The sequence below is a fragment of the Streptomyces sp. NPDC012510 genome (assembly GCF_042955065.1).
GTDB lineage: Bacteria > Actinomycetota > Actinomycetes > Streptomycetales > Streptomycetaceae > Streptomyces.
Window position 1 is genome coordinate 398,831 of the sequence record NZ_JBIBEN010000006.1, and the last position, 23,647, is coordinate 422,477.

Below are 23,647 nucleotides of genomic sequence, written 5' to 3' on the forward strand. Positions count from 1 at the left end.
TCACACGTCGATCACCTGCTGACGTGGCCCTCGTGGCGGTCCGGACTCGCGCCGGGCCGCCGCGCGGCGCAGGAGGAGCACGGCGCCTCCGGAGCCGAGAAGCAGGCCCAGGGCCAGGGCGGATATCGCCCACTGGGCCCGGCCCGCCAGGCCGGGTGTGCTTGCCGTGGCCCGAGCGTCGGCCGTCGTCCCGTCGGTGCCGGCTCGCACCTCGGCCGGTGAGTCACCCGACAGCGGTGCGCTCCCTTTCAGATCGCGGGGAGCCGTGCCCAGGACATTGAGGTCGCTGAGCAGCTCGCGCAGTCGCTCCGGCTGCTTCGCCTTGTGCCAGACGCCGGCGCCCGCAGTGCCCAGAGGCTCCTCACCAGTGGACACCATCGTGTGGATCCAGATGTCCCGGGTGTCCGGAGGGGCCGTGTACACCCGGTCCAGCCGCCAGGGCGTCACGTCGTGGATCATCCACGTCACGCTGACCATGTCGACGATCCGCTCTCCCCATATGTCCTCCTGCCCCCACTCCGGAGTCTTCTCCCGGCTCCCGTCGAGTTCGCCGCCCGCCGGCACGAGGAGCTTCTCCAGTCGGCCGTAATCCTCCTGTGTGCCGTACAGCGACGCCGTCCGCTGGGCCGTCGGTGAGGCCAGCAGCACGCTGGTCGGTCCGCCCGCCGCGGAGGGCGGTGCCCCCAGCAGCAGCAGGGCGAAAGCCGTCAGTAATACGCCCGCCATCGCCGTCAGTTGTCGCAGTCCACGCATCCGACACCCCCCGATCGATCCCGGTGCGGCCCGCCCGCACTCGCGGTGTCATTCCTGGTACACCGCTCGACCCGCCGGGGTTCCCACCACGGCGAGACCGATTGAAAGAACCGCCGCAAGCACCAGCCGACTCGCGTCCGGCACCAACGACTCGCGTCCGGCACCAACGACTCGCGTCCGGCGCGACCGACACGACGACTCGCGTCCGGTACGACTGACGCGAGACCGGCAGGTCTGGCGCGCCCCGCGCGTTTGGCACGACCGGCCGTGTCTGGCGCGTCCGGCACGACCGGTACCCGCAGCCGCCGCAGGCGGCCGTGTCGGCGCTGGGGCCGCTGCGAGGCCCCGTGCTTCAGGGCTGGGGCTGCTGCTCCGAAGACTCCGCTATCTCCCGCGCCCGGTCCTTGGACTCCACCCCCTCCAGCCGCAGCGTGATGGAGTCGTCGTGCACCCACAGCAGCGTGGGACCGGCGGTGCGCTCGGAACGGGTGAAGCGGGAGCCGTCGGGGGAGGTCATCCAGAAGCGCAGAAGGTGCGGCTCGGGGAACCACAGTGCCTCGTACCGGACCCCACCGAGCTCCACCCACTCGACGGCCTGCTCACCCGCCACGGTCTTGCCGTACTCCGGCGCCAGCCGGGCCGCGTACTCGTCGAGCCGGACGGTGTGCCCCCGCTCGTTCCAGCAGAGGGTGATCACGAAGCGGTCCTTCGGCGCACGGGTCACCGACACGGCGTCCGGAGCGCCCAGCGCGCCCGGCACGAGCGGAGCGAACCCAGCCCGCCGCTCGGCCTCGGCGAGCGGGTCCCGGCCAGGGACCGGGGCCGGGCAGCCAGGCACCCTCGCACCGGGTGAAGTGGTCGCCGACGGGTCGTACCGCACCTCGACCCCACCGAAGCGGAACCAGTCGGCCACCGCCGCCCGCACCGTAGGAGTGAGGACGAGGACCGTGAGCACCCCGCACAGCGCGGCGACGAGCGCGCTTCGGCGCAGCCGGGCCCATCGGCGCACCGCCCGTAGCCACTCACCGGCCCCCGCCGGTTCGGCCACCGGGGCCGGAACCCGCTCGGCGAGTATCTGCTGCAGGACCCGCTCGACCATGGTCTCGTCCCCGTCGGCCCCCGGCCGGTCCATGGCCCGCCCGAGCGCCCGCAACTCCTCGGGCAACCGGACGGCACGCTCACCAGCCTTCGCGATCTCGCCGTCCCGACCCGACGCCCACTCCGTGGCGTAACGCTCGTCCCGGTAGGAATGCCTTTCGTCCGCGTGATGCCGGCCCCGGTCGGAAGGCCGATGTCTCCAGGTGTGTGCGTCCTGGTCCGGATTTCGCCCCTGCGTGTGCGGTGGTCCTTCCGGGCCAGGATCGGGGCACCCCGCGTGCGGCCCGTCTGGGTGGGGATGCCGTTCCTCCGCGTGATGCCGGTCCCGGTCGGAAGGGCGGTCTCTCGTGGGGTGTGCGTCTTGGTCCGGATCCCGGCGCCCTGCATGCGGTGACCCGTCCCTGCCTTGCTCCCGGCCTCCCGCACCCGGCTCAGCCCTACCCGGATCTCGCCTTTCCGCGCGTGCCCCACCCCAGTCCTCTTCCGACTCCGACCCCGACCCCGACTCCGACCCCGACTTACTCACCCTCGTCACCCCCTCCCCTCTGCTCAGTGCCCCCGACGTGTCCAAGAGCCGCCCCTGGCGCAGCAGGGTCGCTCGGCTCGAACTCCGGCAGCAGTCGTCCCAGCTTGCGCAGGGCTCGGCTGAGGCGGGACTTGACCGTGCCCCGGGGCCAGCCGAGAGCGGCGGCCGTCTCGGGCTCGTCCATCTCCAGGAGATAGCGGTAGGTGACGACCAGCCGATGCTCTTCGCTCAGCTTCTCCAGCGCGCCGAGCAGTGCGACACGGCGCTCTATCGCCAACGCGGCGACCGCCGGGTCGGCGGACGGCGGTATCAACGGCTCGGCCTCGGCCAAGGCCGCCTCGCGGTCGGCCAGGGACCGCTGACGTCCCGCTGTCCGCACTGTGTTCCTCGTCTCATTGGCCACGATCGACAACAGCCACGGCCGGAACGCCGCGCCGTCCCGGAAGCGGCCCAGGGAGCAGTACGCCTTGAAGAAGGCCTGCTGCACCACGTCCTCCGCGTCCGCACCGGCACCGAGCGCCCGTGCCGCCCGCAGTGCGATGCCCGTGTGGGCGCGCACCAGCTCCGCATACGCCTCCGGCTCACCGGCGCGTACGCGTGCGATCACCGCGGCCTCATCGACGATGCGGCCCCCCTCCCGCGTTCTCACAGAATTGGTACACCGCCCGGACCACATCGGTTCCCACCCGTGTCACATCTGTTTCCGGACGGTTCCGGAACGAGCTCGGACACCTGCGAGAATGGTGAGCATGGCCTCTGATCGACCCCGCGTGCTCTCCGGTATCCAGCCCACCGCCGGCTCGTTCCACCTGGGCAACTACCTCGGCGCCGTCCGCCAGTGGGTTGCTCTGCAGGAGTCCCACGACGCGTTCTACGCGGTCGTCGACCTGCATGCGATCACCGTCGCGCAGGACCCCGCCGACCTGCGCGCCAACACCCGGCTCGCCGCCGCGCAACTGCTCGCCGCCGGTCTCGACCCGGAGCGCTGCACGCTCTTCGTCCAGAGCCACGTCCCCGAGCACGCCCAGCTCGGCTGGGTCATGAACTGCCTCACCGGTTTCGGCGAGGCCTCCCGCATGACCCAGTTCAAGGACAAGTCCGCCAAGCAGGGCGCCGACCGGGCGAGCGTCGGCCTCTTCACGTACCCGATCCTCCAGGTCGCCGACATCCTGCTGTACCAGGCGAACGAGGTCCCGGTCGGCGAGGACCAGCGCCAGCACATCGAGCTCACCCGCGATCTCGCCGAACGCTTCAACGGCCGCTTCGGCGAGACCTTCACGATTCCCAAGCCGTACATCCTCAAGGAGACGGCCAAGATCTACGACCTGCAGGACCCGGCGATCAAGATGAGCAAGTCGGCGTCGACCCCCAAGGGGCTGATCAACCTGCTCGACGAGCCGAAGGCCACCGCAAAGAAGGTCAAGAGCGCGGTCACCGACACCGACACGGTGATCCGCTTCGACATTGCCGAGAAGCCGGGCGTCAGCAATCTGCTCACCATCTACTCGACGCTCACGGGCAAGTCGATCGCCGAGCTGGAGCGGGACTACGAGGGCAAGATGTACGGTGCGCTCAAGACGGACCTCGCCGAGGTCATGGTCGATTTCGTGACGCCGTTCCGGGAGCGCACCCAGCAGTATCTGGACGACCCGGAGACGCTCGACTCGATCCTGGCCAAGGGGGCCGAGAAGGCGCGCGCCGTCGCCGCGGAGACGCTCGCCCAGGCATACGACAAGGTGGGCCTCCTGCCCGCCAAGCACTGAGCCGCACCACCTCGGCCCCGAGCGCCGCTCGCACCACCGTTCGCACCACCGACAGCGCCGCACATCACTCCCGCTGCGCCTGCCCGGAACACCCCCGTGGCCGTACAGTCGATAGTCGGGGCGACGGATCGCGACCAACAAGGACATACGACGACTCGCATGACACGACGACAGGAGACGACGTGGGGACCGTAACGATCGGTGTGTCGATCGCGGTCCCGGAGCCCCACGGCAGCCAGCTCCAGGAGCGGCGCGCGGGCTTCGGCGACGCCGCGGCTCACGGCATCCCCACGCACGTCACGCTGCTGCCACCGACAGAGGTCGAGGATGCCGACCTGGCGGCGATCGAGGAGCACCTCGTCGAGGTCGCGGCGGCCGGGCGGCCCTTCCCGATGCGGCTGTCCGGCACGGGCACCTTCCGCCCGCTGTCGCCCGTCGTGTACGTGCGGGTCGTCGAGGGCGCCGAAGCCTGCACCTGGTTGCAGAAGCAGGTCCGGGACGCCTCGGGGCCCGTCGCGCGCGAGCTGAACTTCCCGTACCACCCGCACGTCACGGTGGCGCACGGCATTGCCGAGGAGGCGATGGACCGGGCGTTCGAGGAACTCGCCGAGTACGAGGCGCAGTGGCCCTGCACCGGCTTCGCGCTCTACGAGCAGGGCGCCGACGGGATCTGGCGCAAACTGCGCGAGTTCACGTTCGGCGGCTCGATCGTCCCGCCCCAGGCCGGCGCGCCCGTGGGGGACACGACGCTTCCGACGCACTGACGCGAACGGCTGCCGCGGGGTGGCCGGGAACACGAGCCGTTGCACCGTAGCGGGCCGGGAACACGAGCCGTTGCTGAGCACAGGCGCTTCGCGGCTGCGGACCGGTCGTGGCCGCTCGCGCGGTTCACACGCCCTTGCGGGGCGCTCCCCTCGACCTACAGCGGCAAGCGGCGGAACACCGCCCTCGGTACGTGCCTCAGCGCGGCCATCACCAGCCGCAGGGCACCCGGTACCCAGACCGTCTCCGAGCGTCGGCGCAGGCCGAGTTCGATGGCGACGGCCACCGCCTCCGGGGTCGTCGCGAGGGGGGTTTCGGGCAGGCCGGCGGTCATGGTCGTGCGGACGAAGCCGGGGCGTACGAGCATGACGTGGACGCCGGTGCCGTGGAGGGCGTCGCCGAGGCCCTGGGTGAACGTGTCGAGGCCGGCCTTGCTGGAGCCGTAGATGAAGTTGGAGCGACGGGCGCGCTCGGCGGCGACGGAGGACAGGACGACGAGGGAGCCGTGACCCTGTGTCTGCAGTGCCCGCGCGCAGACCAGGGCGGACGACACGGCCCCCGTGTAGTTGGTCTGGGCGACACGGGCGGCGGCCACCGGGTCGCGTTCGTCGTTCGCCTGGTCGCCGAGTACGCCGAAGGCGAGCAGCACCATGTCGATGTCGCCCTCGGCGAAGACCTTGCCGAGGATCGCCTCGTGGGAGTTGGAGTCGAGCGCGTCGAAGGAGATGGTGTGGGTCTCGGCGCCGAGACCACGCAGATGGGTGGCCGCGTTCTCGAGGTCGGGCGACGGGCGCCCCGCCAGCCACACCGTGCGGGTGCGGCGGGCGATCAGACGGCGCGCGGTGGCGAGCGCGATGTCCGAAGTACCGCCGAGGATCAGCAGGGACTGGGGGGTGCCGAAGGCGTCCTTCATGACAGCTCCTGGGTCGTGGACAGGGTTTCCAGGGGGCGGGGCGGGGTGATGTCCACGGCCGACCGCGGGTTCACGGGGCCGACCGCGGGTGCACGGCCGACCGCGGGTGCACGGACCGACCGTGCGTCATGGACCGACCGTGCGTCATGGGCCGACTGTGCGTCATGGGCCGATCGCGGGGCCCGTCGCGGCCCTCACAGGCCCAGCCGACGGGCCAGGTCCGACACGAAGACCCCGCGGGGATCCGACTGCTCCCGCAGTGCGCGGAACTCGGGCAGCCGGGGGTACATCGCGGCCAGCAGTTCGGGGCGCAGACGGGCGTCCTTCGCGAGGTAGACGCGGCCGCCGGCCGCCGCGACCTCCTCGTCGAGCCCGTCGAGGAAGGCGCCCAGGCCCGGCAGGCTCGCCGGGATGTCCAGGGCGAGGGTCCAGCCGGGCATCGGGAAGGACAGCCAGCCGGGGTCGCCCTCGCCGAAGCGCTTCAGGACGGCGAGGAAGGAGGGGCAGCGGCGCACCGAGATCCGGTCCACGATCCGGCGCAGGGTCTCTTCTCGGCCGTACCCGACGACGAACTGGTACTGGACGAAGCCGGACCTGCCGTAGATCCGGTTCCACTGCGGGACCCCGTCGAGGGGGTGGAAGAAGGTGGAGATGCGCTGCAGTTCGTCGGCGCGGGCGCGGGGCGCTCTGCGGTACCAGAACTCGTTGAAGAGGCCCACGGTCGTACGGCCGAGGAGGCCCTCCGGGAGGAAAGAGGGGGCGGCCGGGAGACGGGAGGCCCGGAACTCCAAGGGACCGGTGTACGCGTCCCGCCGCGAGAACCGCCCTCCACGCGCACGCGTCGACCACGATGCCTCTCCACGCGCACGCGTGGACGATGATCCTCCGCGCAGACCGTCCAGAGCCTCCAGGGGTACGTGCTCGCCTCGTGTCAGTACCGCGCGGCCCGTCGACGTGCCCCTGGCGAGGAGGTCGATCCAGGCGACCGAGTAACGGTAGTAGCGGTCGGTGGCGGTGAGGCGGACGAGGAGGTCGTCGAAATCGCGGGCGCGTTCGGTGTCGACGGACATCCAGGACGTCTCGACGGGGAGCAGTCGTACGGTCGCGGTGAGGATGACACCGGTCAGGCCCATGCCGCCGGCCGTGGCGTCGAAGAGCGGGGTGCCGGGGCTGACCGTGCGGATCTCGCCGTCCGCCGTCAGGAGTTCCAGCGACAGCACATGGCGGGCGAACGACCCGGAGACATGGTGGTTCTTGCCGTGGATGTCCGCCGCGATGGCGCCGCCGACGGTGACCTGGCGGGTTCCCGGGGTCACCGGTACGAACCAGCCCAGGGGAAGCAGGACCTGCATCAGCCGGTGCAGCGAGACGCCCGCGTCGCACAGGACGGTGCCGCCGTCGGCGTCGATGGCGTGGACGCGGTCGAGTCCCGTCATGTCGAGGACGGACCCGCCCGCGTTCTGCGCCGCATCCCCGTACGCCCGCCCCAGTCCCCGGGCGATCCCACCGCGCGGTCCGCACGCCTGTACGGCGGCCGCGGCCTCCTCGTACGTCCGTGGGCGGATCAGCCGTGCGGCGGTCGGGGCGGTGCGGCCCCAGCCGGTGACGTGAGTGGTGCGGCCGGGCGGTGAAGGCGGTGAGGGCGGGGCGGCTGAGGGGGCGTCGGCTGGCATGCCCGCGACCGTATCGCCGCGTGTGCGCAGGATTCGGGCGCGTCGGCGGGGTCGCTCTGCCGCCTCACCGAAATGGGTGATTAATGGGATGTCGTTCAAGATTGCCGTAGTTCTTGGCCGGTCACCTAGAAGAGTGGCATCGCATGGATGAAGTTGACGTCGTCGACGGTGTGCGCGGCTTGGACCGGCGGCTGCTCTCCGTGCTCCACGCCAGCGGCGCGGACCCCCGTGTCGCGGCCGTGGCACGCGGACTGTCCTGGGTCGGCGAGCACGGCACGCTCTGGCTCGCGGCCGGCCTCACGGGCGCCGCCGCCGACCCGCCGCGCCGCGGTGTCTGGCTGCGCGGCACGACGCTGACGGCCGCCGCGCACCTGGCCAGCATGGTCGTCAAGCGGGTCGTACGTCGGCCGCGCCCCGCGCACGTCGAGCCCCTCGTTCGCACCGTCGGGCGGCACTCCTTCCCCAGTTCGCATGCCAGTTCGGCGGCGGCGGCGGTGGCGGTCGTGGCGTACGGAGCTCTCGGGGCCCCGCACGCGCTCCCGGCCGCCGTCCCGCTTGCTGCCGCGATGTGCCTGTCCCGGCTCGTCCTCGGCGTCCACTATCCGTCGGACGTGGTGGCGGGGGTGGTTCTCGGGGCGCTCACAGCGCGCTGGGGGGTGCGGTGGCTGAGGGCCGGGCGGGACAACCGCACGGGGTTCGACCACACGGCACTCGACCGCACGGTGTTCGACCGCACGGTGTTCGGCCCGATGGCGCTCGACCGGACGGTGGTTCGCCATGGCTGAGCGCACGGTGATCCTGGAGCGACGGGCGAGGCCCGGCCAAGCGCCCCCGAAAGCCGGTCTCGCCCGTGGTCTCCTGCGGACCGCCCGCCCCCGCCAATGGATCAAGAACGTCCTGGTCGTCGCCGCCCCCGCCGCGGCCGGGGAACTCCTCACCCCCCGCGCGCTCGTCCAAATCCCTCTCGTCTTCGCGCTGTTCATGGCCTGCGCCGCCGCCGTCTACCTCGTCAACGACGCCCGGGACGCCGAGGCGGACCGTGCGCACCCGGTCAAACGGCACCGCCCGGTCGCCGCCGGGCAGGTGCCCGTCCCGGTCGCTTACGGCGTCGGCGGCGCCCTGGCCGTGCTCGCGCCCCTGGCCGCCGCGTGGCTCTGCTCGCCGTACACCTCCGTGCTGCTGATGGCGTACCTCGGACTCCAACTCGCCTACTGCCTCAGCCTCAAGCATGTGCTGGTCGTCGATCTGGCGGTCGTCACCACCGGGTTCCTGATGCGGGCGATGATCGGTGGGATCGCGCTCGGCATTCCGCTGTCGCGCTGGTTCCTGATCACGACCGGTTTCGGCGCGCTGTTCATGGTCGCGGCCAAGCGCTACTCGGAGGCCGTACGGATGGCCGACCGGCCCGGAGCGACACGGGCCCTGCTCACCGAGTACACCGCCGGATACCTGCGTTTCGTCTGGCAGTTGGCCGCCGGGGTCGCCGTGCTCGGCTACTGCCTCTGGGCCATGGAGGAAGGCGGCGTACCGAGCGCCGGCATCCTGCCGTGGCGCCAACTCTCCATGATCGCCTTTGTCCTGGCCGTCCTGCGTTACGCCGTCTTCGCCGACCGGGGTTCGGCAGGCGAGCCCGAGGACGTGGTCCTGCGCGACCGTCCGCTCACCTTCATCGGGGTGGCGTGGCTGACCATGTACGGGCTGGCTGTGGCGGACTGGTGACCGGCTGACCGGCTGACCGGCTGACCGTTTGACCGGCAGACCGGCGAAGCGGTGAATCGGCAGTGCGGCAGACCGGCAGAGCGGCGGATTCCCGGCGCCGTGTGCGCGTGCCTGGCATCGGGCGGCGGTGACTGGGGCAGGGTTCGGATCATGGACTGGCTGAAGAAACTCCCCGGGGTCGGTCCCCTGGTCGAGCGCCTGATGACCACGCACGCATGGCGCTCGTACGAACGGCTGGAGCGGGTGAAGTGGACGCGGCTGGCCGCCGCGATGACCTTCATCAGCTTTCTGGCGCTGTTCCCGCTGCTGACCCTGGCCGCCGCGATCGCCGCGGCGACCCTCGGCGAGGACCGGCAGCGGGACCTGGAGGGCAGGATCGCCGAGCAGGTGCCCGGCATCTCCGACCAGCTCGACATCGCAGGCCTCGTCGACAACGCGGGCACGGTCGGGGTCATCGCCGGCACACTGCTCGTCTTCACCGGTATCGGCTGGGTCGGTGAGATGCGCGGCTGTCTGCGCGCGGTCTGGGAGAAGCCGGACCCCGACGAGAACCCCGTCCTCGCCAAGACCAAGGACATGGGCGTCCTGGTCGGCCTCGGCGGCGCGGTCCTGGTCTCCCTGGCCGCCTCCACGGTCGCCTCCTGGGCCGTCGGCTGGATCGCCGACCAACTCGGCATCGACCGCGACGGGTGGGGCGGCTTCCTCCTGCGCGTCGCCGCGTTCGCCGTCGCAGTCCTCGCCGACTTCCTGCTCCTCCTCTACGTGCTGACCCTGCTCCCCGGCGTGCAGCCACCCCGTCGACGCCTCGTCGTCGGCGCCGTCATAGGAGCCGTCGGCTTCGAGCTCCTCAAGCTCCTCATCAGCGGCTACATGCAGGGCATCGCGTCCAAGAGCCTGTACGGCGCCTTCGGAGTCCCGGTCGCCCTCCTCCTCTGGATCAACCTCACCACCAAGCTGCTGCTGTACTGCGCGGCTTGGACGGCGGAGGGCAGCAAGGAGACCCCGGATGACACCCGTGTCCCTTGAGGGCACGGGAAAACGCGCGACAGGCCGCGACGAACGTCCGACGAACGCGCGGGGAACAGTGCGACGACCGCCGCGACGAACGCCCTACGGCCGCCCCACGAACAGCGCGACGAACGCGCGACGAACAGCCCGATCGGCCACGACGAACCAGCGGTCCGCATCCGGGCGGCAAGTACGCGGCGCGCTCCCCGCCGCCCTACTTCCGCCCCCGCAGAGGCCACTTCCGATTCACCAGGAACACCCCACCGGCCAGCAGCACCAACACGCTCCCCGTGATCCCGAGGGCGACCCCGATCCCACCGGCCCCGCCGGAGGCACTCGCGGCGACCGACTTCCCGCCCGCCCCGCCGGAGGCCGCCGCGGACGCCGAAGCCGTGGCCCCCGCCTGCGCACTGGGCTCGGCGGTGGCCTCACCGGAGGTGTCCGCCCCCTTCGGCGGCACCAGCTCACCCACCGGCGTCACCTTGCCCGCCGCCTTGAACCCCCAGTCGAGCAGGCTCGCGGTCTCCTTGTAGACCTGGTTGTGCTCGTCCTTCTCCGGGTGCATGACGGTGACGAGGAGGACCTTGCCGTTCCGCTCGGCGACCCCCGTGAACGTGGCGCCCGCGTTCGTGGTGTTGCCGTTCTTCACACCCGCGATGCCCTGGTAGGCGTCGAGGCCGCTGTCACCCGTGAGCAGCCGGTTGGTGTTCTGGATCTCGAAGGTCGTCCGGGTCCTCTTCCCGTTCTTGCCCTTCTTGGTCTCACCCGGGAATTTCGCCCGCACGGTGGAGCAGTACTCCCGGAAGTCCTTCTTCTGCAGCCCCGACCGGGCGATCAGCGTCAGGTCGTACGCCGACGACACCTGCCCCTTGGCGTCGTAGCCGTCCGGGCTGACCGCGTGCGTGTCGAGGGCCTGGAGCTCCTCGGCATGGGCGTTCATATCGGCGACGGTCTGCTTGACACCGCCGTTCTTGGCGGCGAGGACATGCACCGCGTCGTTGCCGGAGCGAAGGAAGACACCGAGCCAGAGGTCGTGGACGGTGTATGTCTCGTCCTCCTTTATTCCGACCATGCTGGAGCCCGAGCCGACGTTCGCCAGATCGGCGGAGGCGACCTTGTGCGTGTCGTCCTTGTTGAACTTCGGCAGCAGTGTGTCCGCGAACAGCATCTTCAGCGTGCTCGCCGGGGCCAGCCGCCAATGCGCGTTGTGCGCGGCCAGCACATCACCGGTCTCGGCGTCCGCGACGATCCACGACCGCGCGCTGATGCCCTTGGGCAGCACGGGCGCGTCACTGCCCAGACTCGCCTGTGTGCCCGGCCTGCCCAGCAGCTCGCCGCCGACCGTCGACATGGTCGCCGGGGGAGTCGCGGACGGCGTGGCGCTCGGACTCGCTGACGGCTTCGGTGAGGGCTTCGCCGCGAAGGCGGGGGCGGCCGTCAGTGTCGTCAGCGACGTCAGCGAGAGGGACAGCAGGGTGGCTGAGGTGACCAGCAGGGGGCGCCTGGCGGTCTTCTGGGAGACGGGCACGATCGAGAAAGTACATGGCTCCGACCGGTAAATCCCACTACTAAGCCCCACGGCGCGCTTGTCGTTGCTCACGCCCCCGCTCGCACCCCGGCGCGAGAGGCCTGCCATCGGCGGCGATACTGAACGCATGAAGCTCAGCCGCCCCCTCTCCTGGTTCCTGCTCGCCTTCGGGGTGTGGAGCTGGGTCATCTGGATCACTTTCATCAAAAACCTGTGGAAGGACGGCAGCGGGCTCGCGTTCGACGACGCGGGCGATCCGACGGCGTACTTCTGGGTGCATCTGACGCTCGCCGTCGTCTCCTTTGTTCTGGGGACGGCCATCGGGGTCATCGGGTTGCGCGGGTTGCGCGCCCTTCGCCGAACCGCGTGACCTGGAGTACGACGTGATGATCATCGTCTTCGTCCTTGTCGCCCTGCTGGTGCTCGGCGCCTTCGCGGCCCTGCACCGGTACGCGTGGGGCCGCCTGGTGCGCGACACGACACGCGGGCCGGGCCTCGCCAGACGGGTGGGCACGGGCGTGTTCATCGCCGGGCCGGTGCTGATGGTCGCCGGCTTCGTGTCCGAGCGCGCCGGCGCCCCCTTCTGGCTGCAGCAGACACTGACCTGGCCGGGCTTCATGTGGCTCGCCCTCTCGCTGTACCTGCTGCTGGCCCTGCTGGTGGGAGAGCTCGTACGACCCCTCGTCCGCCGTTTGGCGGAGCGGCGCACGACGACGTCCGCGGAGCATCCCGAACCGGTCGTCCGTGAGCCGGAGCCGGAGCCGGTCCCCGCGGGCGCCAAGCCGACGGACATGAGCAAGCCGACGGACATGACCAGGCTGTCCGACACGACCAAGCCGTCGGACATGTGCAAGCCGACCGCTCCGGGCAAGCCGATGGACCCGGCCGGGTCGGCGGAGCCGGCCGAGTCGACCGGGGCCGCCGAGCCGGCCGGACCTCCGCCCACCGTGCCCTCCACGGCTTCGGCGACCGACCCCTCCCGCCGCCTGTTCGTCTCCCGTGTCGTCGGCGGTGCCGTCGCCGCGGCGGCCGTCGGAACCGTCGGCTACGGCACGTACGGCGTCGTACGCGGCCCCAAGGTCAAGCGGGTCACCGTGCCGCTGGCGAAACTGCCGCGCGCGGCCCACGGCTTCCGGATCGCGGTGGTCAGCGACATCCACCTCGGGCCGCTGCTGGGCCGGGGCTTCGCGCAGAAGGTCGTCGACACGATCAACTCCACCCAGCCCGACCTGATCGCGGTGGTCGGCGACCTGGTCGACGGCAGCGTGGCGGACCTGGGGCCGGCGGCGGCCCCGCTCGCGGGCCTGAAGGCGCGGCACGGCAGCTACTTCGTCACCGGCAACCACGAGTACTTCTCCGGTGCCGAGCAGTGGGTGGAGGAGGTGCGGCGACTGGGCATGATCCCGCTGGAGAACGCCCGCCGCGAACTGCCGTACCTCGATCTCGCCGGTGTCAACGACGTGGCGGGCGAGGACGAGGGCCAGGGCCCCGACTTCGCCAAGGCGCTCGGCGACCGGGACACCTCACGGGCCGTGGTCCTCCTCGCCCACCAGCCGGTCCAGATCCACGACGCCGTCGACCACGGTGTCGACCTCCAGCTCTCCGGCCACACCCACGGTGGCCAGATGTGGCCGATGACCTACGTCGCCCAAGCCGCCAACCCCACTCTCGCGGGCCTGGAGCGCTACGGCGACACCCAGCTCTACGTCTCCCGAGGCGCGGGCGCCTGGGGGCCGCCGGTGCGGGTGGGCGCGCCGTCGGACATCACGGTGGTGGAGCTGGCGTCGAAGCGGACATGACGGGACGTCAGAAATTATACGGACAGGCGTTGTTGGCGCAATCACCGTGTTCTTTCTCAACTGAACAAAACCTGACTTCCGTCAACACAGGTCCCTGTGGTTAGGTGATCCGCGCCACCGCGCGACCACCGTGCGTCGTGGGCCGGGTGGGGGTCTTGGGAGGGGCGCCGATGCGGTCGGTTCGCTTGCGGATTCTCGTGTCGCTGCTGGTACTGGCGATCGCCGCGATCGGCGGCTGGCAGTTGTGGCCGGTCCAGCGGGACGAGAACAGGACGATCGCCGTCGGGACGACCGACGCGGTCACCTCGCTCGACCCGGCCGGGGCCTACGACGCCGGCTCCTGGGCCCTGTTCAGCAATGTGTTCCAGTCCCTGCTGACCTTCGAGCCCGGCGGCGCCGCACCCGTCCCGGACGCGGCCCGGAGCTGCGCGTTCGCCGACAAGGCGCTCGTCGTCTACCGCTGCACGCTCCGCGAGGGCCTGAGGTTCCCCAGCGGGCGCGAGGTGAGCGGGGCGGACGTGCAGTACTCGTTCAACCGGGTCAGGCGCATCAACGCGGACGTCGGCCCCGCCGCGCTGCTGGACACCCTCCAGTCGGTGAGCGCCGGCGGGCTGACCGTCAGCTTCCGTCTTTCCAGGCCGGACGCCACCTTCCCGTTCAAGGTGGCCACCGGCGTCGGCGCGATCGTCGACCGCACGAAGTACCCGACGAACCGGCTGCGCACCGACGGCGGCGCCGACGGCACCGGCCCGTACGTCCTGACCGCGTACAAGGACCAGCAGGCCCGCCTAGCGCCCAACGGTGCCTATCAGGGCGCCGCCCAGGGCGCCCGCAACCCCGTCCTCATGCGCTACTACAAGAATTCGGCGGAGCTGGAGAAGGCCTGGAAGACCCGGCAGGTCGACGTCGCCACGCGCACGCTGCCGCCCTCGACGCTGGCCGGGCTGTCGCCGAGCGCCCCGGACCAGCGGGTGACGGAGGCCGACAGCACCGAGACCCGCAACCTCGTCCTCGACGTACGGGTGGGCTCGCCCTTCCACGACCGTCGGGTGCGGCAGGCGCTGGCGGTGTTGATCAAGCGGGAGAAGCTGGTCGCCGAGGTCTACGACGACACCGCCGACCCGTTGTACTCGCTGATCCCGGCCGGCATCACCGGCCACACCACCTCCTTCTTCGACGCCTACCCCAAGCCCGACCCGCAGCGTGCCCGCGAACTCCTCGACGAGGCCGGAGTCACCATGCCGGTGCGCTTCACCTACGGGTACGCCGAGGGCCGGGGGGCGTCCACAGCCGAGGCCGCCGAACTGAAGGAGCAGTTGGAGGCGAGCGGGCTGTTCTACGTCACGACCAAGGCGTACGAGTGGAGCGCCTTCCAACAGCGCTACGCGGAGGGCAAGCTCAACGCCTACGGCGTCGGCTGGATCGGCGACTACCCCGACCCCGACACCTTCAGCGGGCCCCTCGTCGGCACCGGTGGTTCCCTGGACAACGGCTACAGCAGCGAGCGGGTCGACCGGCTCATCCAGGACAGTCGGCGCTACGAGGACCGCAGCCTGGCCTCGGCGGACTTCAAGGAGCTGCAGCAGGTCGTGGCCGAGGACGTTCCGGTGATCCCTCTCTGGCAGCGCAAGGAGTACGTCCTCGGCAGCCAGGCCGTGGGCGGGGCGCAGTACCTGTCCGATGGGACCGGTGTCTTCAGGCTGTGGCAGCTGGAATGGATATGACCGACAGGGGAGCTTGAGGACCGCGTTGACGTCCAGGCCCACCGCGGCGCCGATGGACGCGGGCAGGGTGATGACCTCGCCGGGAGAGTGCGGACGGTGGTTCTCGTACTCGTACTCGTACTCGTCCCCGGCCGGGTCGGTGCAGCGCCTTGTACCCGGGGGCCAAGGGCCTCCCCGAGTCGTACGCGACCCGGCGCTGGGCGGGAGCCATCGGGATCGAATTCCACGAGGTCCTCATCGAGACCGACGCCCACCGTCCGACCCTGCTCTTCTCAGACCTGCACGTCACCGAAGTCCCGACCGGGTTCTCCCCCTTCACCGCCGACTGGCCAGCGTTCCGCCCCCGGTCACCCGCGGGCGGGGGCCTTCAACAGGTGCGCGCCAGCTCCGGGCGCTTGCTGTAGTCCGTGAGGCCGATGACGTTCCCCCAGGGGTCCGCGAACTCGACCGTCCACCCGGTGGCGACGGAGAACGGCGGATCGATGGACGGGACCCCCGCCGCCGCGAGGTCCGCCGCCGAGGCCCGGGCGTCCGGCACCTCCAGCCACACCCGCGCGGTGGCCCACGCGGGCGGACGGTGCCGCAGCTCCTCCTCCACCCGGAGCAGCAGCCCCGGCGTCTCCTTGCCCACCTTCAACCCGGCGATCCCGGCCTCGTCCAGCCGGAAGGCCACGGCGAACCCGGCCCGCTCGTAGAAGGAGACGGCCTCGCCGAGGTCACCGACGGGGAGGAGGACGTTGTCGAAGCCGAGCAGTTCGTACGATTCGTAGTCTGACATGTCGTCAGATTAAGGCCGGAGGTGCTCGGGGGGCGGGAGCCTCGACGTGGACGTCCGGTGTCGCGGGTCATGCCCCCCTTGGTCATGCCCCCCTTGGTCGTGCTGCCCGCAGGTGTCGGCGCCGCGGACGAGGGGTGAGGCCGCGAATTCCTTCGCGGCCTCGGTGGAAGGGTCCGGTTCAGGCCTTGCAGCCGCCCACCCGGCGGCTACTCACCGCGATGTCGTCCAGCCGCATCTCGAACGCGGCCGGCGCCGGGTTCGCCTGGTAGAGCTGCCAGCCCAGCTTCAGCTCGTCGAAGGTCGGGAAGACGAAGTCGTCGGCTGTTCCGCCGTGGTTCTTCGTGGAGACGGTGAGGTCGGACTGCTCGACACCGTCCAGGTAGACGGTGACTCGGTTGTCCGTGGCGTCCAGGTGGAATTCCGCGCACTGCCACTTCCCCGAGACCGCCGGGGACGAGGTCTTCCAGGCGGTCCAGTCGCCCGTCGGGCCCAGGTCGGAGCCGACGCCCCAGAAGTTGCCCTTGTCGGTGGGGGCGTACTGGCCGCCGAGGGGGCGGACGAGGGTGGGGGAGTCGGCGCCGGAGGCCTCCGCGAGGGTCCAGTGGGCCCAGTCGGGGGCCTTGGGGAACTTGGTCACGCGTAGCCGCATCCGGGCCCAGAAGCTGTTGCCGCGCGGGGCGAGGTCGGACAGGACCACGAAGGCGCGGCCGTTGCCCTCGGTGCGGACACGGAGTTCGCGGCCGTGGCCGTTGGCGCCGGGCGCGACGGTCAGGGTGCCGTTGGAGGTGTCGGTGGTCCATCCCCGGCCCCGCGTCACCGGGCCGAGCGGGAGGCGGTCGAAGTTCTCCCGGACGAGCGTGCCGCCGTACCCGCCGTACGTGTTGTGCGGCGCGGGCGTTGCCGAGGCTGTGGGGGGTGTCGCGATCAGGATCGCGGCCGTGGCCGTCACTGCGGCCGCGGCTTTCCTCAGGAAGGTCATGAGGGCAGTCTGCGAACAACGGCCCCATCCGTCACGGGAGTTAAGCATTATTTGGCCAAGCGGAGCCGCTCCGGGCGGCAGGAGCGAGCCTCCGGGTAGCCCTCGGTGCCTGACGTCGGCGGAGCAAGAGGTCCGCTTCGGCGTGCCGGGTCGTCGCGGGGCGTCGTACAGTGCGCGGACATGTCAGGCCCGCGGGTGTTCGGGGCGGAAGACGATGGGGGAGGGGAGCCGCGCAGGCTGTGATCCGGCCCTTCGGTGAGTGGGGAGGGGCGTGCGGAGATGGTGTGTGCGTGGAGGAGACCGGTGACCGTGGTGGCCGTCGCGCTGGGGCTGCTGCTCGGCGGGTGCGGGCAACGTGCCAATCGGGATGAGCCGATAGTCCAGTACGAGGATCTGCGGGAGCTGCCCGAGGCGCTCGACCCCGACGGTACGACGATCCGTGTGGGGGACCCGAAGGCGCCGGTCACCCTTCGTCTCTTCGAAGACCCGCGGTGCCCCTACTGCGAGGAGTTCGAGCGGACCGGCGGCGGCCCGGCCGCGCGTGAACACACGCTGCGGCGTACGGTCGTGACCGAGTACACCCTCGCCTCCTTCCTCGACGACAGAGTGGGCGGCAGCGGCTCCAAGAAGGCCGTCAACGCCCTGCGCGCCGCGCTGGAGGAGGGAAGATTCGCCGAGTACCACGCCGTGCTCTACGAGAACCAGCCGGAGGAGGCCGTCGACGGCTTCACCGACGCGTACCTGCTGAGCCTCGCCGAAGAGGTGGGGGGACTGCGCGGCCCGGCGTTCGACTCGGCGGTCAAGACCATGAAGTACCGGGACTTCGTGACGAGGTCGCAGAAGGCCTACGAGCGTGCGGGTGGCGCATCCGACCCGCGCGGGCCCGGTACCCCCACGGCCGCGATCAACGGAAACCGGATTCGGGAGATGTACGCCGGTGTTCTCTACGACCGGGACGCGTTCGACCAGTTGCTGGGGGCCGTAAAGCAGGATCCCCAGGCATGGGAGGACGACAAGTCCCTGTCGCAGGACATGGGGTGACCCCCCACTCGCCCGCCGGCTCCGGCCCGCCCGCGACGGGAGCGGAATGGTGCAGACCGGCTGTCCTGCCTCCGAGGGCGACCGTACTGTGACTCCGCGCACATGCGGGTCCCGGGCGGGTACCGGCCGAAGTAACAACTTCTCTCCGGGCCCTTCCCTCCTGCAATATGACGGACAGCCCATATTCAGCTTTTCAGCCGCTCAAGCAATCAACACGCAGGAGTCAGTACCGTGACCGAGCAGCCCCAGCAGCCCGCTCAGCCCCCGCAGCCGCCCCAGCCCGGCTACGGGTACCCGAACCAGGCTCCTGGCCAGGCGCCGGGCGCCAACCCGTACGGTGCCCCGCAGGGCGGCTACCAGCAGGACGCGTACCAGCAGCCGGGCGCCGCTCCGGGCTACGGGTACCCCCAGCAGGGCGCCCAGCCGGCCTACGGCTACCAGGCGCCCCCGGTCGGCGGCGCCTACACCGGCGACCCCAACGCCCCGTACGGCTACGACCCGTACGGCCGCCCGTACTCCGACAAGTCGAAGATCGTCGCGGGCATCCTCTCGCTGTTCCTCGGTGCCTTCGGCGTCGGCCGCTTCTACATCGGCCACGTCGGCCTCGGCATCGCGCAGCTCCTCACCTGCGGCGGCCTCGGCATCTGGTCGCTGGTCGACGGCATCATCCTGCTGACGAGCAGCAACACCACGGACTCCAACGGACGTGTCCTGCGTGGCTGAGCGCGGCCTCACCACCCTCCGGCATCCGGCGGCGGCCCCCCTCGCGGTGGCCGCCGCCGGGCTGGCGGGCGCCGCGTACCTGTACGGCACCAACCCGCACGAGCCCGGCCATCTGCTGCCCCAGTGCCCGTTCCGCTATGTCACGGGCCTGCTCTGCCCCGCGTGCGGCGGCACCCGCATGGTGTACGACCTGATGCACGGCCAGTTCGCCGCGGCCTGGCACGACAACCGCGCACTTCTGCTCGCCGCGCCCTTCGCGCTCGCGCTGCTGGGCCGCTGGTTCGTCGAGGGCCTGCGGGGACGCCGCTGGCGCCCCCGACTCAAGCCCCGCACCCAGGCGTTGATCCTGGGCATCGCCGTGACGTGGACAATCGTCCGCAACCTGCGCTGAGCCGCCTTCACGGCGCCGTCACCGCAACTCTGCATTCTTTCCGTGCCGGACGCCTGTTAATCCCTTACGCCCGCTTTACGTCGGTCAGTTGTCGCAAGTTGGCTGGAACCGGATCACGGAATCGGAACGATCGCCCGCTTCCCCTCCCCTCTGTCCCTTGAGTCTCACTAGGCTGCAACGGCGACAGGGGGGATGACGGGGGATTACGTCGTGTCTCGATCGTTGGCCGGTATTCGCCGTGCCGGATCGCTGCCGGTATTCGCCGCGCCTTCTCTCCTGCGACTCCCCCCGGAGCAATCCGCTCCGGTATCTCAGTCAGTACTTCCAGGAGTTACTTCCATGACCGTCCCCACCCCTGACGCTCCCTTCGGCCACGACCCGCAGGGCCGCCCGTACTCCGACAAGTCGAAGATCGTCGCCGGTATTCTGCAGCTCTTCCTCGGCACCCTCGGCATCGGTCGGTTCTACGTCGGTTCCGTCGGTGTGGGCGTCGCCCAGCTCCTCACCTGCGGTGGTCTCGGCTTCTGGTCGCTGATCGACGGCATCCTGTTCCTCACGAGCAACGACCGCACCGACGCCCAGGGCCGTGTCCTGCGCGGCTGACGTCGCTCCTGAGCCCAGGGCTCGATGAACAGCCCATCGGGCTCGGCACACACGCTGAGGGCCCCGCTCCGATCCCGGAGCGGGGCCCTCAGCGTCGTAGTACGGCCCGGAAGCCTAGAAGCGGCGCGTGATCAGCGCCCGCTTCACCTCCTGGATCGCCTTGGTGACCTCGATACCACGCGGGCAGGCGTCCGTGCAGTTGAAGGTCGTGCGGCAACGCCACACGCCGTCCCGGTCGTTGAGGATCTCCAGGCGCTGCTCACCGGCCTCGTCGCGCGAGTCGAAGATGAAGCGGTGGGCGTTGACGATCGCGGCCGGACCGAAGTACTGGCCGTCGTTCCAGAACACCGGGCACGACGATGTGCACGCGGCGCAGAGGATGCACTTCGTGGTGTCGTCGAAGCGCTCGCGGTCCTCGGCGGTCTGGAAGCGCTCACGCGTCGGCTCGTTGGTGTCCTTCGTGATCAGGAAGGGCATCACGTCCCGGTACGCCTGGAAGAACGGCTCCATGTCCACGACCAGGTCCTTGAGGACCGTGAGGCCCTTTATGGGCTCGACCGTGATCGGCTTCTCGGGGTTGATGTCCTTGATCAGCGTCTTGCAGGCCAGACGGTTCTTGCCGTTGATCCGCATGGCGTCCGAGCCGCAGATGCCGTGCGCGCAGGAGCGGCGGAAGGTCAGGGTGCCGTCCATGTCCCACTTGATCTTGTGCAGACCGTCGAGGACGCGCTCCTTGGGGTCGATCTCCAGCTGGAAGTCTTCCCAGGTCGCTTCGGCCGAGACTTCGGAGTTGAAGCGGCGGACGCGGAAGGTGACCGTGATGTACGGGGAGTCGGCGAAGCCGGGCTCGGGGCTGCCGGCCGCGTCCGCCTTGTCCAGGGTCGGGGTTGCCATCAGTACTTACGCTCCATCGGCTGGTAGCGGGTCTGGACGACCGGCTTGTAGTCGAGGCGGACGGTCTCGGAGCCGTCGTCGCCGACCTCGCGGTACGCCATGGTGTGACGCATGAAGTTGACGTCGTCGCGGTTCGGGTAGTCCTCGCGGTAGTGACCGCCGCGGGACTCCTTGCGCGCGAGGGCCGACACGGCCATGACCTCGGCCAGGTCGAGCAGGTTGCCCAGCTCGACGGCCTCCAGGAGGTCGGTGTTGAACCGCTTGCCCTTGTCCTGGATCGCCACGTTCTTGTAGCGCTCGCGCAGCTCGGCGATCTTCTCGACGGCCGTCTTGATCGTCTGCTCGGTGCGGAACACCATGACGTTGGCGTCCATGGTCTCCTGCAGCTCGCGCCGCAGCTCGGCGACGCGCTCGTTGCCCGTGGACGCGCGCAGCCGCTCGATCTGCTCGACGACCAGCGACTCGGGGTTCTCCGGCAGCTCGACGAAGTCGGCCTTCTGGGAGTAGTCGGCGGCCGCGATGCCCGCCCGGCGCCCGAAGACGTTGATGTCGAGGAGTGAGTTGGTGCCCAGGCGGTTGGCGCCGTGCACCGACACGCACGCTACCTCGCCGGCGGCGTACAGACCCGGGACGACGGTCGTGTTGTCCGCCAGGACCTCACCCTCGACGTTGGTCGGGATGCCGCCCATGGCGTAGTGCGCGGTCGGCTGGATCGGGATCGGGTCCGTGTAGGGCTCGATGCCGAGGTACGTCCGCGCGAACTCGGTGATGTCCGGGAGCTTGGCGTCCAGCTGCTCCGGCGGGAGGTGGGTGAGGTCCAGGTAGACGTGGTCGCCCTCGGGACCGCAGCCGCGGCCCTCGCGGATCTCCGTGTAGATGGAGCGTGACACGACGTCACGGGACGCGAGGTCCTTCATGACCGGCGCGTACTTCTCCATGAAGCGCTCGCCGTCCTTGTTGCGGAGGATGCCGCCCTCACCGCGGGCGCCCTCCGTCAGCAGGATGCCCATGCGCCAGATGCCGGTCGGGTGGAACTGGAAGAACTCCATGTCCTCCAGCGGCAGCCCGCGACGGTAGACGGCGGCCTGGCCGTCACCGGTCAGGGTGTGCGCGTTGGACGTCACCTTGAAGAACTTGCCGCAGCCGCCGGACGCGTAGATCACGGCCTTCGCCTGGAAGACGTGGATCTCGCCGGTGGCGAGCTCGTACGCGACCACACCGGCGGACTTCTTGACGCCGTCGACCTCGGTGATCAACTGGTCCAGGACGTAGAACTCGTTGAAGAACTCCACGCCGTGCTTGACGCAGTTCTGGTACAGCGTCTGGAGGATCATGTGGCCGGTGCGGTCGGCCGCGTAGCAGGAGCGGCGGACCGGGGCCTCGCCGTGGTTCCGGCTGTGACCGCCGAAGCGGCGCTGGTCGATCGTGCCGTTGGGCGTGCGGTTGAACGGCAGGCCCATCTTCTCCAGGTCGAGGACGGAGTCGATGGCCTCCTTCGCCAGGATCTCTGCGGCGTCCTGGTCGACCAGGTAGTCACCGCCCTTGACCGTGTCGAAGGTGTGCCACTCCCAGTTGTCCTCCTCCACGTTGGCGAGCGCGGCGGCCATGCCGCCCTGCGCGGCGCCCGTGTGGGAGCGGGTCGGGTACAGCTTGGTCAGCACGGCGGTGCGGCTGCGCTGCGTGGACTCGATGGCCGCGCGCATACCGGCGCCGCCGGCGCCGACGATGACGGTGTCGTACTTGTGGATCTTCATGATCGGTTACCTCAGCCCCGTGCCTATCGGATGTTCGGGTCGAAGGTGAAGATCACCAGCGTGCCCAGCAGGATGGTGAACACCGTGGCGGTGTAGAGCAGGCCCTTGAGCCACAGGCGGGTGTTCGGGCGCTCCGCGTAGTCGTTGATGACCGTGCGCAGACCGTTGGCGCCGTGCAGCATCGCGAGCCACAGCATCAGCAGGTCCCAGGTCTGCCAGAACGGCGACGCCCAGCGGCCCGCGACGAACGCGAAGCCGATCTTGGAGACACCGCCGTCGAGGACGAGCTGGATCAGCAGGTGGCCGATGACCAGGACGACCAGGACGATGCCGGACAGGCGCATGAAGAGCCACGCGGCCATCTCGAAGTTGCCGCGGGTCGACTTCGGGGTCTTCTTGGTGCGCTTGCGGGGCGGCTCGATGACGGGGGCCGGGTTGTCGGGGCTGTAGCCCGACAGCTCCCCGGAGCCCTCGACGGGGCCGATGCCGGATGCGGTGGTTTCAGTGGCGGACATCTGCCTCAGCCTCCGAGGACTTCACGAGCGGCGTGACCGAGGACCGGGTACAGGGCCCCGATCATCAGCACGAGCCAGATACCGACGACGGTCCAGAGCATCGTCTTCTGGTGACGGGGGCCGTTCGACCAGAAGTCGACGGCGATGACCCGAAGACCGTTGAGCGCGTGGAAGAGGATGGCGGCGACGAGGCCGTACTCCAGCAGCGCGACGATCGGCGTCTTGTACGTGGCCACGACCTTGTCGTAGGCGTCGGGGGAGACACGGACGAGAGCGGTGTCCAGCACGTGTACGAACAGGAAGAAGAAGATGAGGACGCCGGTGACTCGATGAGCCACCCAGGACCACATTCCTTCCCGGCCGCGGTACAGCGTTCCAGCCGGCACGGAAGAACCCTCCGGGAGCGGGGATTGGGGCCGGCCGGCTTGCTTGTCGGTCTGACCCGGCCGGGTACGGTCCACCGGCCCCGGCCATGGTAGCGACGTCGTTGCACTTGGCTTAAGCCGGGATGGGGGGTGTGATCAAACTGGCATACAAAGGTGCACGTAAGGGTGAGTAGCGGGCGGGGGCCGGGGAGGGGGTGCCTGTGCGTTGCCGGGTGCGGGTTCGTTGTGGCTGATCGCGCAGTTCCCCGCGCCCCTAAAAGATTGCGCAGTTCCCCGCGCCCCCAGAGGAGTGCGCGGTTCCCCGCCCCCAAAGGATC

At 70.2% G+C, this 23,647-nt stretch carries 23 protein-coding genes and 1 pseudogene; 12 read left to right on the plus strand and 12 right to left on the minus strand.

Annotation, left to right across the window (positions count from 1 at the left end):
• The 3 genes from ACFY9I_RS14415 to ACFY9I_RS14425 form a co-directional block, all read right to left on the minus strand.
• Nucleotides 1–753 carry a hypothetical protein gene (locus tag ACFY9I_RS14415; RefSeq protein WP_391001229.1) on the minus strand — a complete coding sequence of 251 codons (753 nt, stop codon included), beginning with the start codon at nt 751–753 and terminating at the stop codon, nt 1–3.
• A 352-nt stretch (nt 754–1,105) separates the two neighbouring features.
• Nucleotides 1,106–1,948: a hypothetical protein gene (locus ACFY9I_RS14420; protein ID WP_391001470.1), complete on the minus strand. Its 843-nt coding sequence runs from the start codon at nt 1,946–1,948 to the stop codon at nt 1,106–1,108.
• Nucleotides 1,949–2,369: 421 nt separating this feature from the next.
• Nucleotides 2,370–3,026: a sigma-70 family RNA polymerase sigma factor gene (locus tag ACFY9I_RS14425; protein WP_391001232.1), complete on the minus strand. Its 657-nt coding sequence runs from the start codon at nt 3,024–3,026 to the stop codon at nt 2,370–2,372.
• Nucleotides 3,027–3,126: 100 nt separating this feature from the next.
• Between ACFY9I_RS14425 and trpS the strand changes: the two genes are divergently transcribed.
• Complete coding sequence (gene trpS, locus ACFY9I_RS14430; protein WP_391001235.1) at nt 3,127–4,140, plus strand: tryptophan--tRNA ligase; 1,014 nt, start codon at nt 3,127–3,129, stop codon at nt 4,138–4,140.
• 182 nt (nt 4,141–4,322) lie between these two features.
• Complete coding sequence (locus tag ACFY9I_RS14435; protein ID WP_391001237.1) at nt 4,323–4,904, plus strand: 2'-5' RNA ligase family protein; 582 nt, start codon at nt 4,323–4,325, stop codon at nt 4,902–4,904.
• Nucleotides 4,905–5,059: 155 nt separating this feature from the next.
• Here ACFY9I_RS14435 and ACFY9I_RS14440 read toward each other — a convergent pair whose 3' ends face one another.
• Together ACFY9I_RS14440 and ACFY9I_RS14445 are read right to left on the minus strand one after the other, a co-directional pair.
• On the minus strand, nt 5,060–5,815 hold the full coding sequence (locus tag ACFY9I_RS14440; RefSeq protein WP_391001240.1) for a decaprenylphospho-beta-D-erythro-pentofuranosid-2-ulose 2-reductase: 756 nt from the start codon (nt 5,813–5,815) through the stop codon (nt 5,060–5,062).
• A 194-nt stretch (nt 5,816–6,009) separates the two neighbouring features.
• Nucleotides 6,010–7,488, minus strand: a complete 1,479-nt coding sequence (locus ACFY9I_RS14445) for an FAD-binding protein (RefSeq protein WP_391001243.1) — start codon at nt 7,486–7,488, stop codon at nt 6,010–6,012.
• Between the two features lie 143 nt (nt 7,489–7,631).
• Between ACFY9I_RS14445 and ACFY9I_RS14450 the strand changes: the two are divergent.
• The 3 genes and pseudogenes from ACFY9I_RS14450 to ACFY9I_RS14460 all read left to right on the plus strand — a co-directional run.
• Nucleotides 7,632–8,168: pseudogene (locus ACFY9I_RS14450) on the plus strand (phosphatase PAP2 family protein); the annotation flags it as partial.
• A gap of 97 nt (nt 8,169–8,265) precedes the next feature.
• On the plus strand, nt 8,266–9,207 hold the full coding sequence (locus ACFY9I_RS14455) for a decaprenyl-phosphate phosphoribosyltransferase (protein WP_391001246.1): 942 nt from the start codon (nt 8,266–8,268) through the stop codon (nt 9,205–9,207).
• A gap of 150 nt (nt 9,208–9,357) precedes the next feature.
• Nucleotides 9,358–10,233, plus strand: coding sequence for a YhjD/YihY/BrkB family envelope integrity protein (locus tag ACFY9I_RS14460; RefSeq protein ID WP_391001249.1), 876 nt, complete (start codon nt 9,358–9,360; stop codon nt 10,231–10,233).
• A 196-nt stretch (nt 10,234–10,429) separates the two neighbouring features.
• Here ACFY9I_RS14460 and ACFY9I_RS14465 read toward each other — a convergent pair whose 3' ends face one another.
• On the minus strand, nt 10,430–11,743 hold the full coding sequence (locus ACFY9I_RS14465; RefSeq protein ID WP_391001251.1) for a D-alanyl-D-alanine carboxypeptidase family protein: 1,314 nt from the start codon (nt 11,741–11,743) through the stop codon (nt 10,430–10,432).
• Between the two features lie 127 nt (nt 11,744–11,870).
• Here ACFY9I_RS14465 and ACFY9I_RS14470 point away from each other — a divergent pair, with 127 nt between their 5' ends.
• The 3 genes from ACFY9I_RS14470 (at nt 11,871) to ACFY9I_RS14480 (ending at nt 15,266) form a co-directional block, all read left to right on the plus strand.
• Nucleotides 11,871–12,113, plus strand: coding sequence for an SCO4848 family membrane protein (locus tag ACFY9I_RS14470; protein WP_391001254.1), 243 nt, complete (start codon nt 11,871–11,873; stop codon nt 12,111–12,113).
• Nucleotides 12,114–12,129: 16 nt separating this feature from the next.
• On the plus strand, nt 12,130–13,542 hold the full coding sequence (locus ACFY9I_RS14475) for a metallophosphoesterase (protein ID WP_391001472.1): 1,413 nt from the start codon (nt 12,130–12,132) through the stop codon (nt 13,540–13,542).
• 170 nt (nt 13,543–13,712) lie between these two features.
• Nucleotides 13,713–15,266, plus strand: a complete 1,554-nt coding sequence (locus ACFY9I_RS14480) for an ABC transporter substrate-binding protein (RefSeq protein ID WP_391001257.1) — start codon at nt 13,713–13,715, stop codon at nt 15,264–15,266.
• Between the two features lie 367 nt (nt 15,267–15,633).
• Here the strand turns inward: ACFY9I_RS14480 and ACFY9I_RS14485 are convergent, their stop codons facing one another.
• The gene (locus ACFY9I_RS14485; protein ID WP_391001260.1) at nt 15,634–16,044 is read right to left on the minus strand and encodes a VOC family protein; all 411 of its coding nucleotides are present in this window, start codon (nt 16,042–16,044) and stop codon (nt 15,634–15,636) included.
• A 178-nt stretch (nt 16,045–16,222) separates the two neighbouring features.
• Entirely contained in the window at nt 16,223–17,023 is an 801-nt protein-coding gene (locus ACFY9I_RS14490; protein ID WP_391001262.1) for a hypothetical protein, read from the minus strand.
• Nucleotides 17,024–17,332: 309 nt separating this feature from the next.
• Between ACFY9I_RS14490 and ACFY9I_RS14495 the strand changes: the two genes are divergently transcribed.
• The 4 genes from ACFY9I_RS14495 to ACFY9I_RS14510 all read left to right on the plus strand — a co-directional run bounded on the left by ACFY9I_RS14495 (nt 17,333) and on the right by ACFY9I_RS14510 (nt 19,781).
• The gene (locus ACFY9I_RS14495; RefSeq protein WP_391001475.1) at nt 17,333–18,064 is read left to right on the plus strand and encodes a thioredoxin domain-containing protein; all 732 of its coding nucleotides are present in this window, start codon (nt 17,333–17,335) and stop codon (nt 18,062–18,064) included.
• Nucleotides 18,065–18,295: 231 nt separating this feature from the next.
• Nucleotides 18,296–18,787, plus strand: a complete 492-nt coding sequence (locus ACFY9I_RS14500; protein ID WP_391001263.1) for an NINE protein — start codon at nt 18,296–18,298, stop codon at nt 18,785–18,787.
• Complete coding sequence (locus ACFY9I_RS14505) at nt 18,780–19,178, plus strand: DUF2752 domain-containing protein (RefSeq protein WP_391001265.1); 399 nt, start codon at nt 18,780–18,782, stop codon at nt 19,176–19,178. The genes ACFY9I_RS14500 and ACFY9I_RS14505 overlap by 8 nt, the downstream gene beginning before the upstream one ends.
• A gap of 339 nt (nt 19,179–19,517) precedes the next feature.
• Nucleotides 19,518–19,781 (plus strand): TM2 domain-containing protein, encoded by a 264-nt coding sequence (locus tag ACFY9I_RS14510; RefSeq protein WP_005481016.1) that lies wholly within the window; start codon nt 19,518–19,520, stop codon nt 19,779–19,781.
• A gap of 114 nt (nt 19,782–19,895) precedes the next feature.
• On the opposite strand, the gene ACFY9I_RS14515 is transcribed toward ACFY9I_RS14510, so the two are convergent.
• The 4 genes from ACFY9I_RS14515 to sdhC are packed head-to-tail and all read right to left on the minus strand — an operon-like array spanning nt 19,896 to nt 23,330.
• Nucleotides 19,896–20,675 carry a succinate dehydrogenase iron-sulfur subunit gene (locus tag ACFY9I_RS14515; protein WP_391001267.1) on the minus strand — a complete coding sequence of 260 codons (780 nt, stop codon included), beginning with the start codon at nt 20,673–20,675 and terminating at the stop codon, nt 19,896–19,898.
• Nucleotides 20,675–22,429 (minus strand): succinate dehydrogenase flavoprotein subunit, encoded by a 1,755-nt coding sequence (gene sdhA / locus ACFY9I_RS14520; RefSeq protein WP_391001268.1) that lies wholly within the window; start codon nt 22,427–22,429, stop codon nt 20,675–20,677. The genes ACFY9I_RS14515 and sdhA overlap by 1 nt, the downstream gene beginning before the upstream one ends.
• Before the next feature lie 23 nt (nt 22,430–22,452).
• Entirely contained in the window at nt 22,453–22,944 is a 492-nt protein-coding gene (locus ACFY9I_RS14525) for a succinate dehydrogenase hydrophobic membrane anchor subunit (RefSeq protein WP_391001270.1), read from the minus strand.
• Nucleotides 22,945–22,949: 5 nt separating this feature from the next.
• The gene (sdhC, locus tag ACFY9I_RS14530; RefSeq protein WP_391001272.1) at nt 22,950–23,330 is read right to left on the minus strand and encodes a succinate dehydrogenase, cytochrome b556 subunit; all 381 of its coding nucleotides are present in this window, start codon (nt 23,328–23,330) and stop codon (nt 22,950–22,952) included.
• Nucleotides 23,331–23,647 lie beyond the last annotated feature (317 nt).

Coding starts and splice junctions, on each gene's coding strand:
- ACFY9I_RS14415 (WP_391001229.1), bottom strand. CDS start 753: ATGCGTGGACTGCGACAACTGACGGCGATGGCGGGCGTATTACTGACG.
- trpS (WP_391001235.1), top strand. CDS start 3,127: ATGGCCTCTGATCGACCCCGCGTGCTCTCCGGTATCCAGCCCACCGCC.
- ACFY9I_RS14440 (WP_391001240.1), bottom strand. CDS start 5,815: ATGAAGGACGCCTTCGGCACCCCCCAGTCCCTGCTGATCCTCGGCGGT.
- ACFY9I_RS14445 (WP_391001243.1), bottom strand. CDS start 7,488: ATGCCAGCCGACGCCCCCTCAGCCGCCCCGCCCTCACCGCCTTCACCG.
- ACFY9I_RS14455 (WP_391001246.1), top strand. CDS start 8,266: ATGGCTGAGCGCACGGTGATCCTGGAGCGACGGGCGAGGCCCGGCCAA.
- ACFY9I_RS14460 (WP_391001249.1), top strand. CDS start 9,358: ATGGACTGGCTGAAGAAACTCCCCGGGGTCGGTCCCCTGGTCGAGCGC.
- ACFY9I_RS14470 (WP_391001254.1), top strand. CDS start 11,871: ATGAAGCTCAGCCGCCCCCTCTCCTGGTTCCTGCTCGCCTTCGGGGTG.
- ACFY9I_RS14475 (WP_391001472.1), top strand. CDS start 12,130: ATGATCATCGTCTTCGTCCTTGTCGCCCTGCTGGTGCTCGGCGCCTTC.
- ACFY9I_RS14480 (WP_391001257.1), top strand. CDS start 13,713: ATGCGGTCGGTTCGCTTGCGGATTCTCGTGTCGCTGCTGGTACTGGCG.
- ACFY9I_RS14485 (WP_391001260.1), bottom strand. CDS start 16,044: ATGTCAGACTACGAATCGTACGAACTGCTCGGCTTCGACAACGTCCTC.
- ACFY9I_RS14490 (WP_391001262.1), bottom strand. CDS start 17,023: ATGACCTTCCTGAGGAAAGCCGCGGCCGCAGTGACGGCCACGGCCGCG.
- ACFY9I_RS14510 (WP_005481016.1), top strand. CDS start 19,518: ATGACCGTCCCCACCCCTGACGCTCCCTTCGGCCACGACCCGCAGGGC.
- ACFY9I_RS14515 (WP_391001267.1), bottom strand. CDS start 20,675: ATGGCAACCCCGACCCTGGACAAGGCGGACGCGGCCGGCAGCCCCGAG.
- sdhA (WP_391001268.1), bottom strand. CDS start 22,429: ATGAAGATCCACAAGTACGACACCGTCATCGTCGGCGCCGGCGGCGCC.
- ACFY9I_RS14525 (WP_391001270.1), bottom strand. CDS start 22,944: ATGTCCGCCACTGAAACCACCGCATCCGGCATCGGCCCCGTCGAGGGC.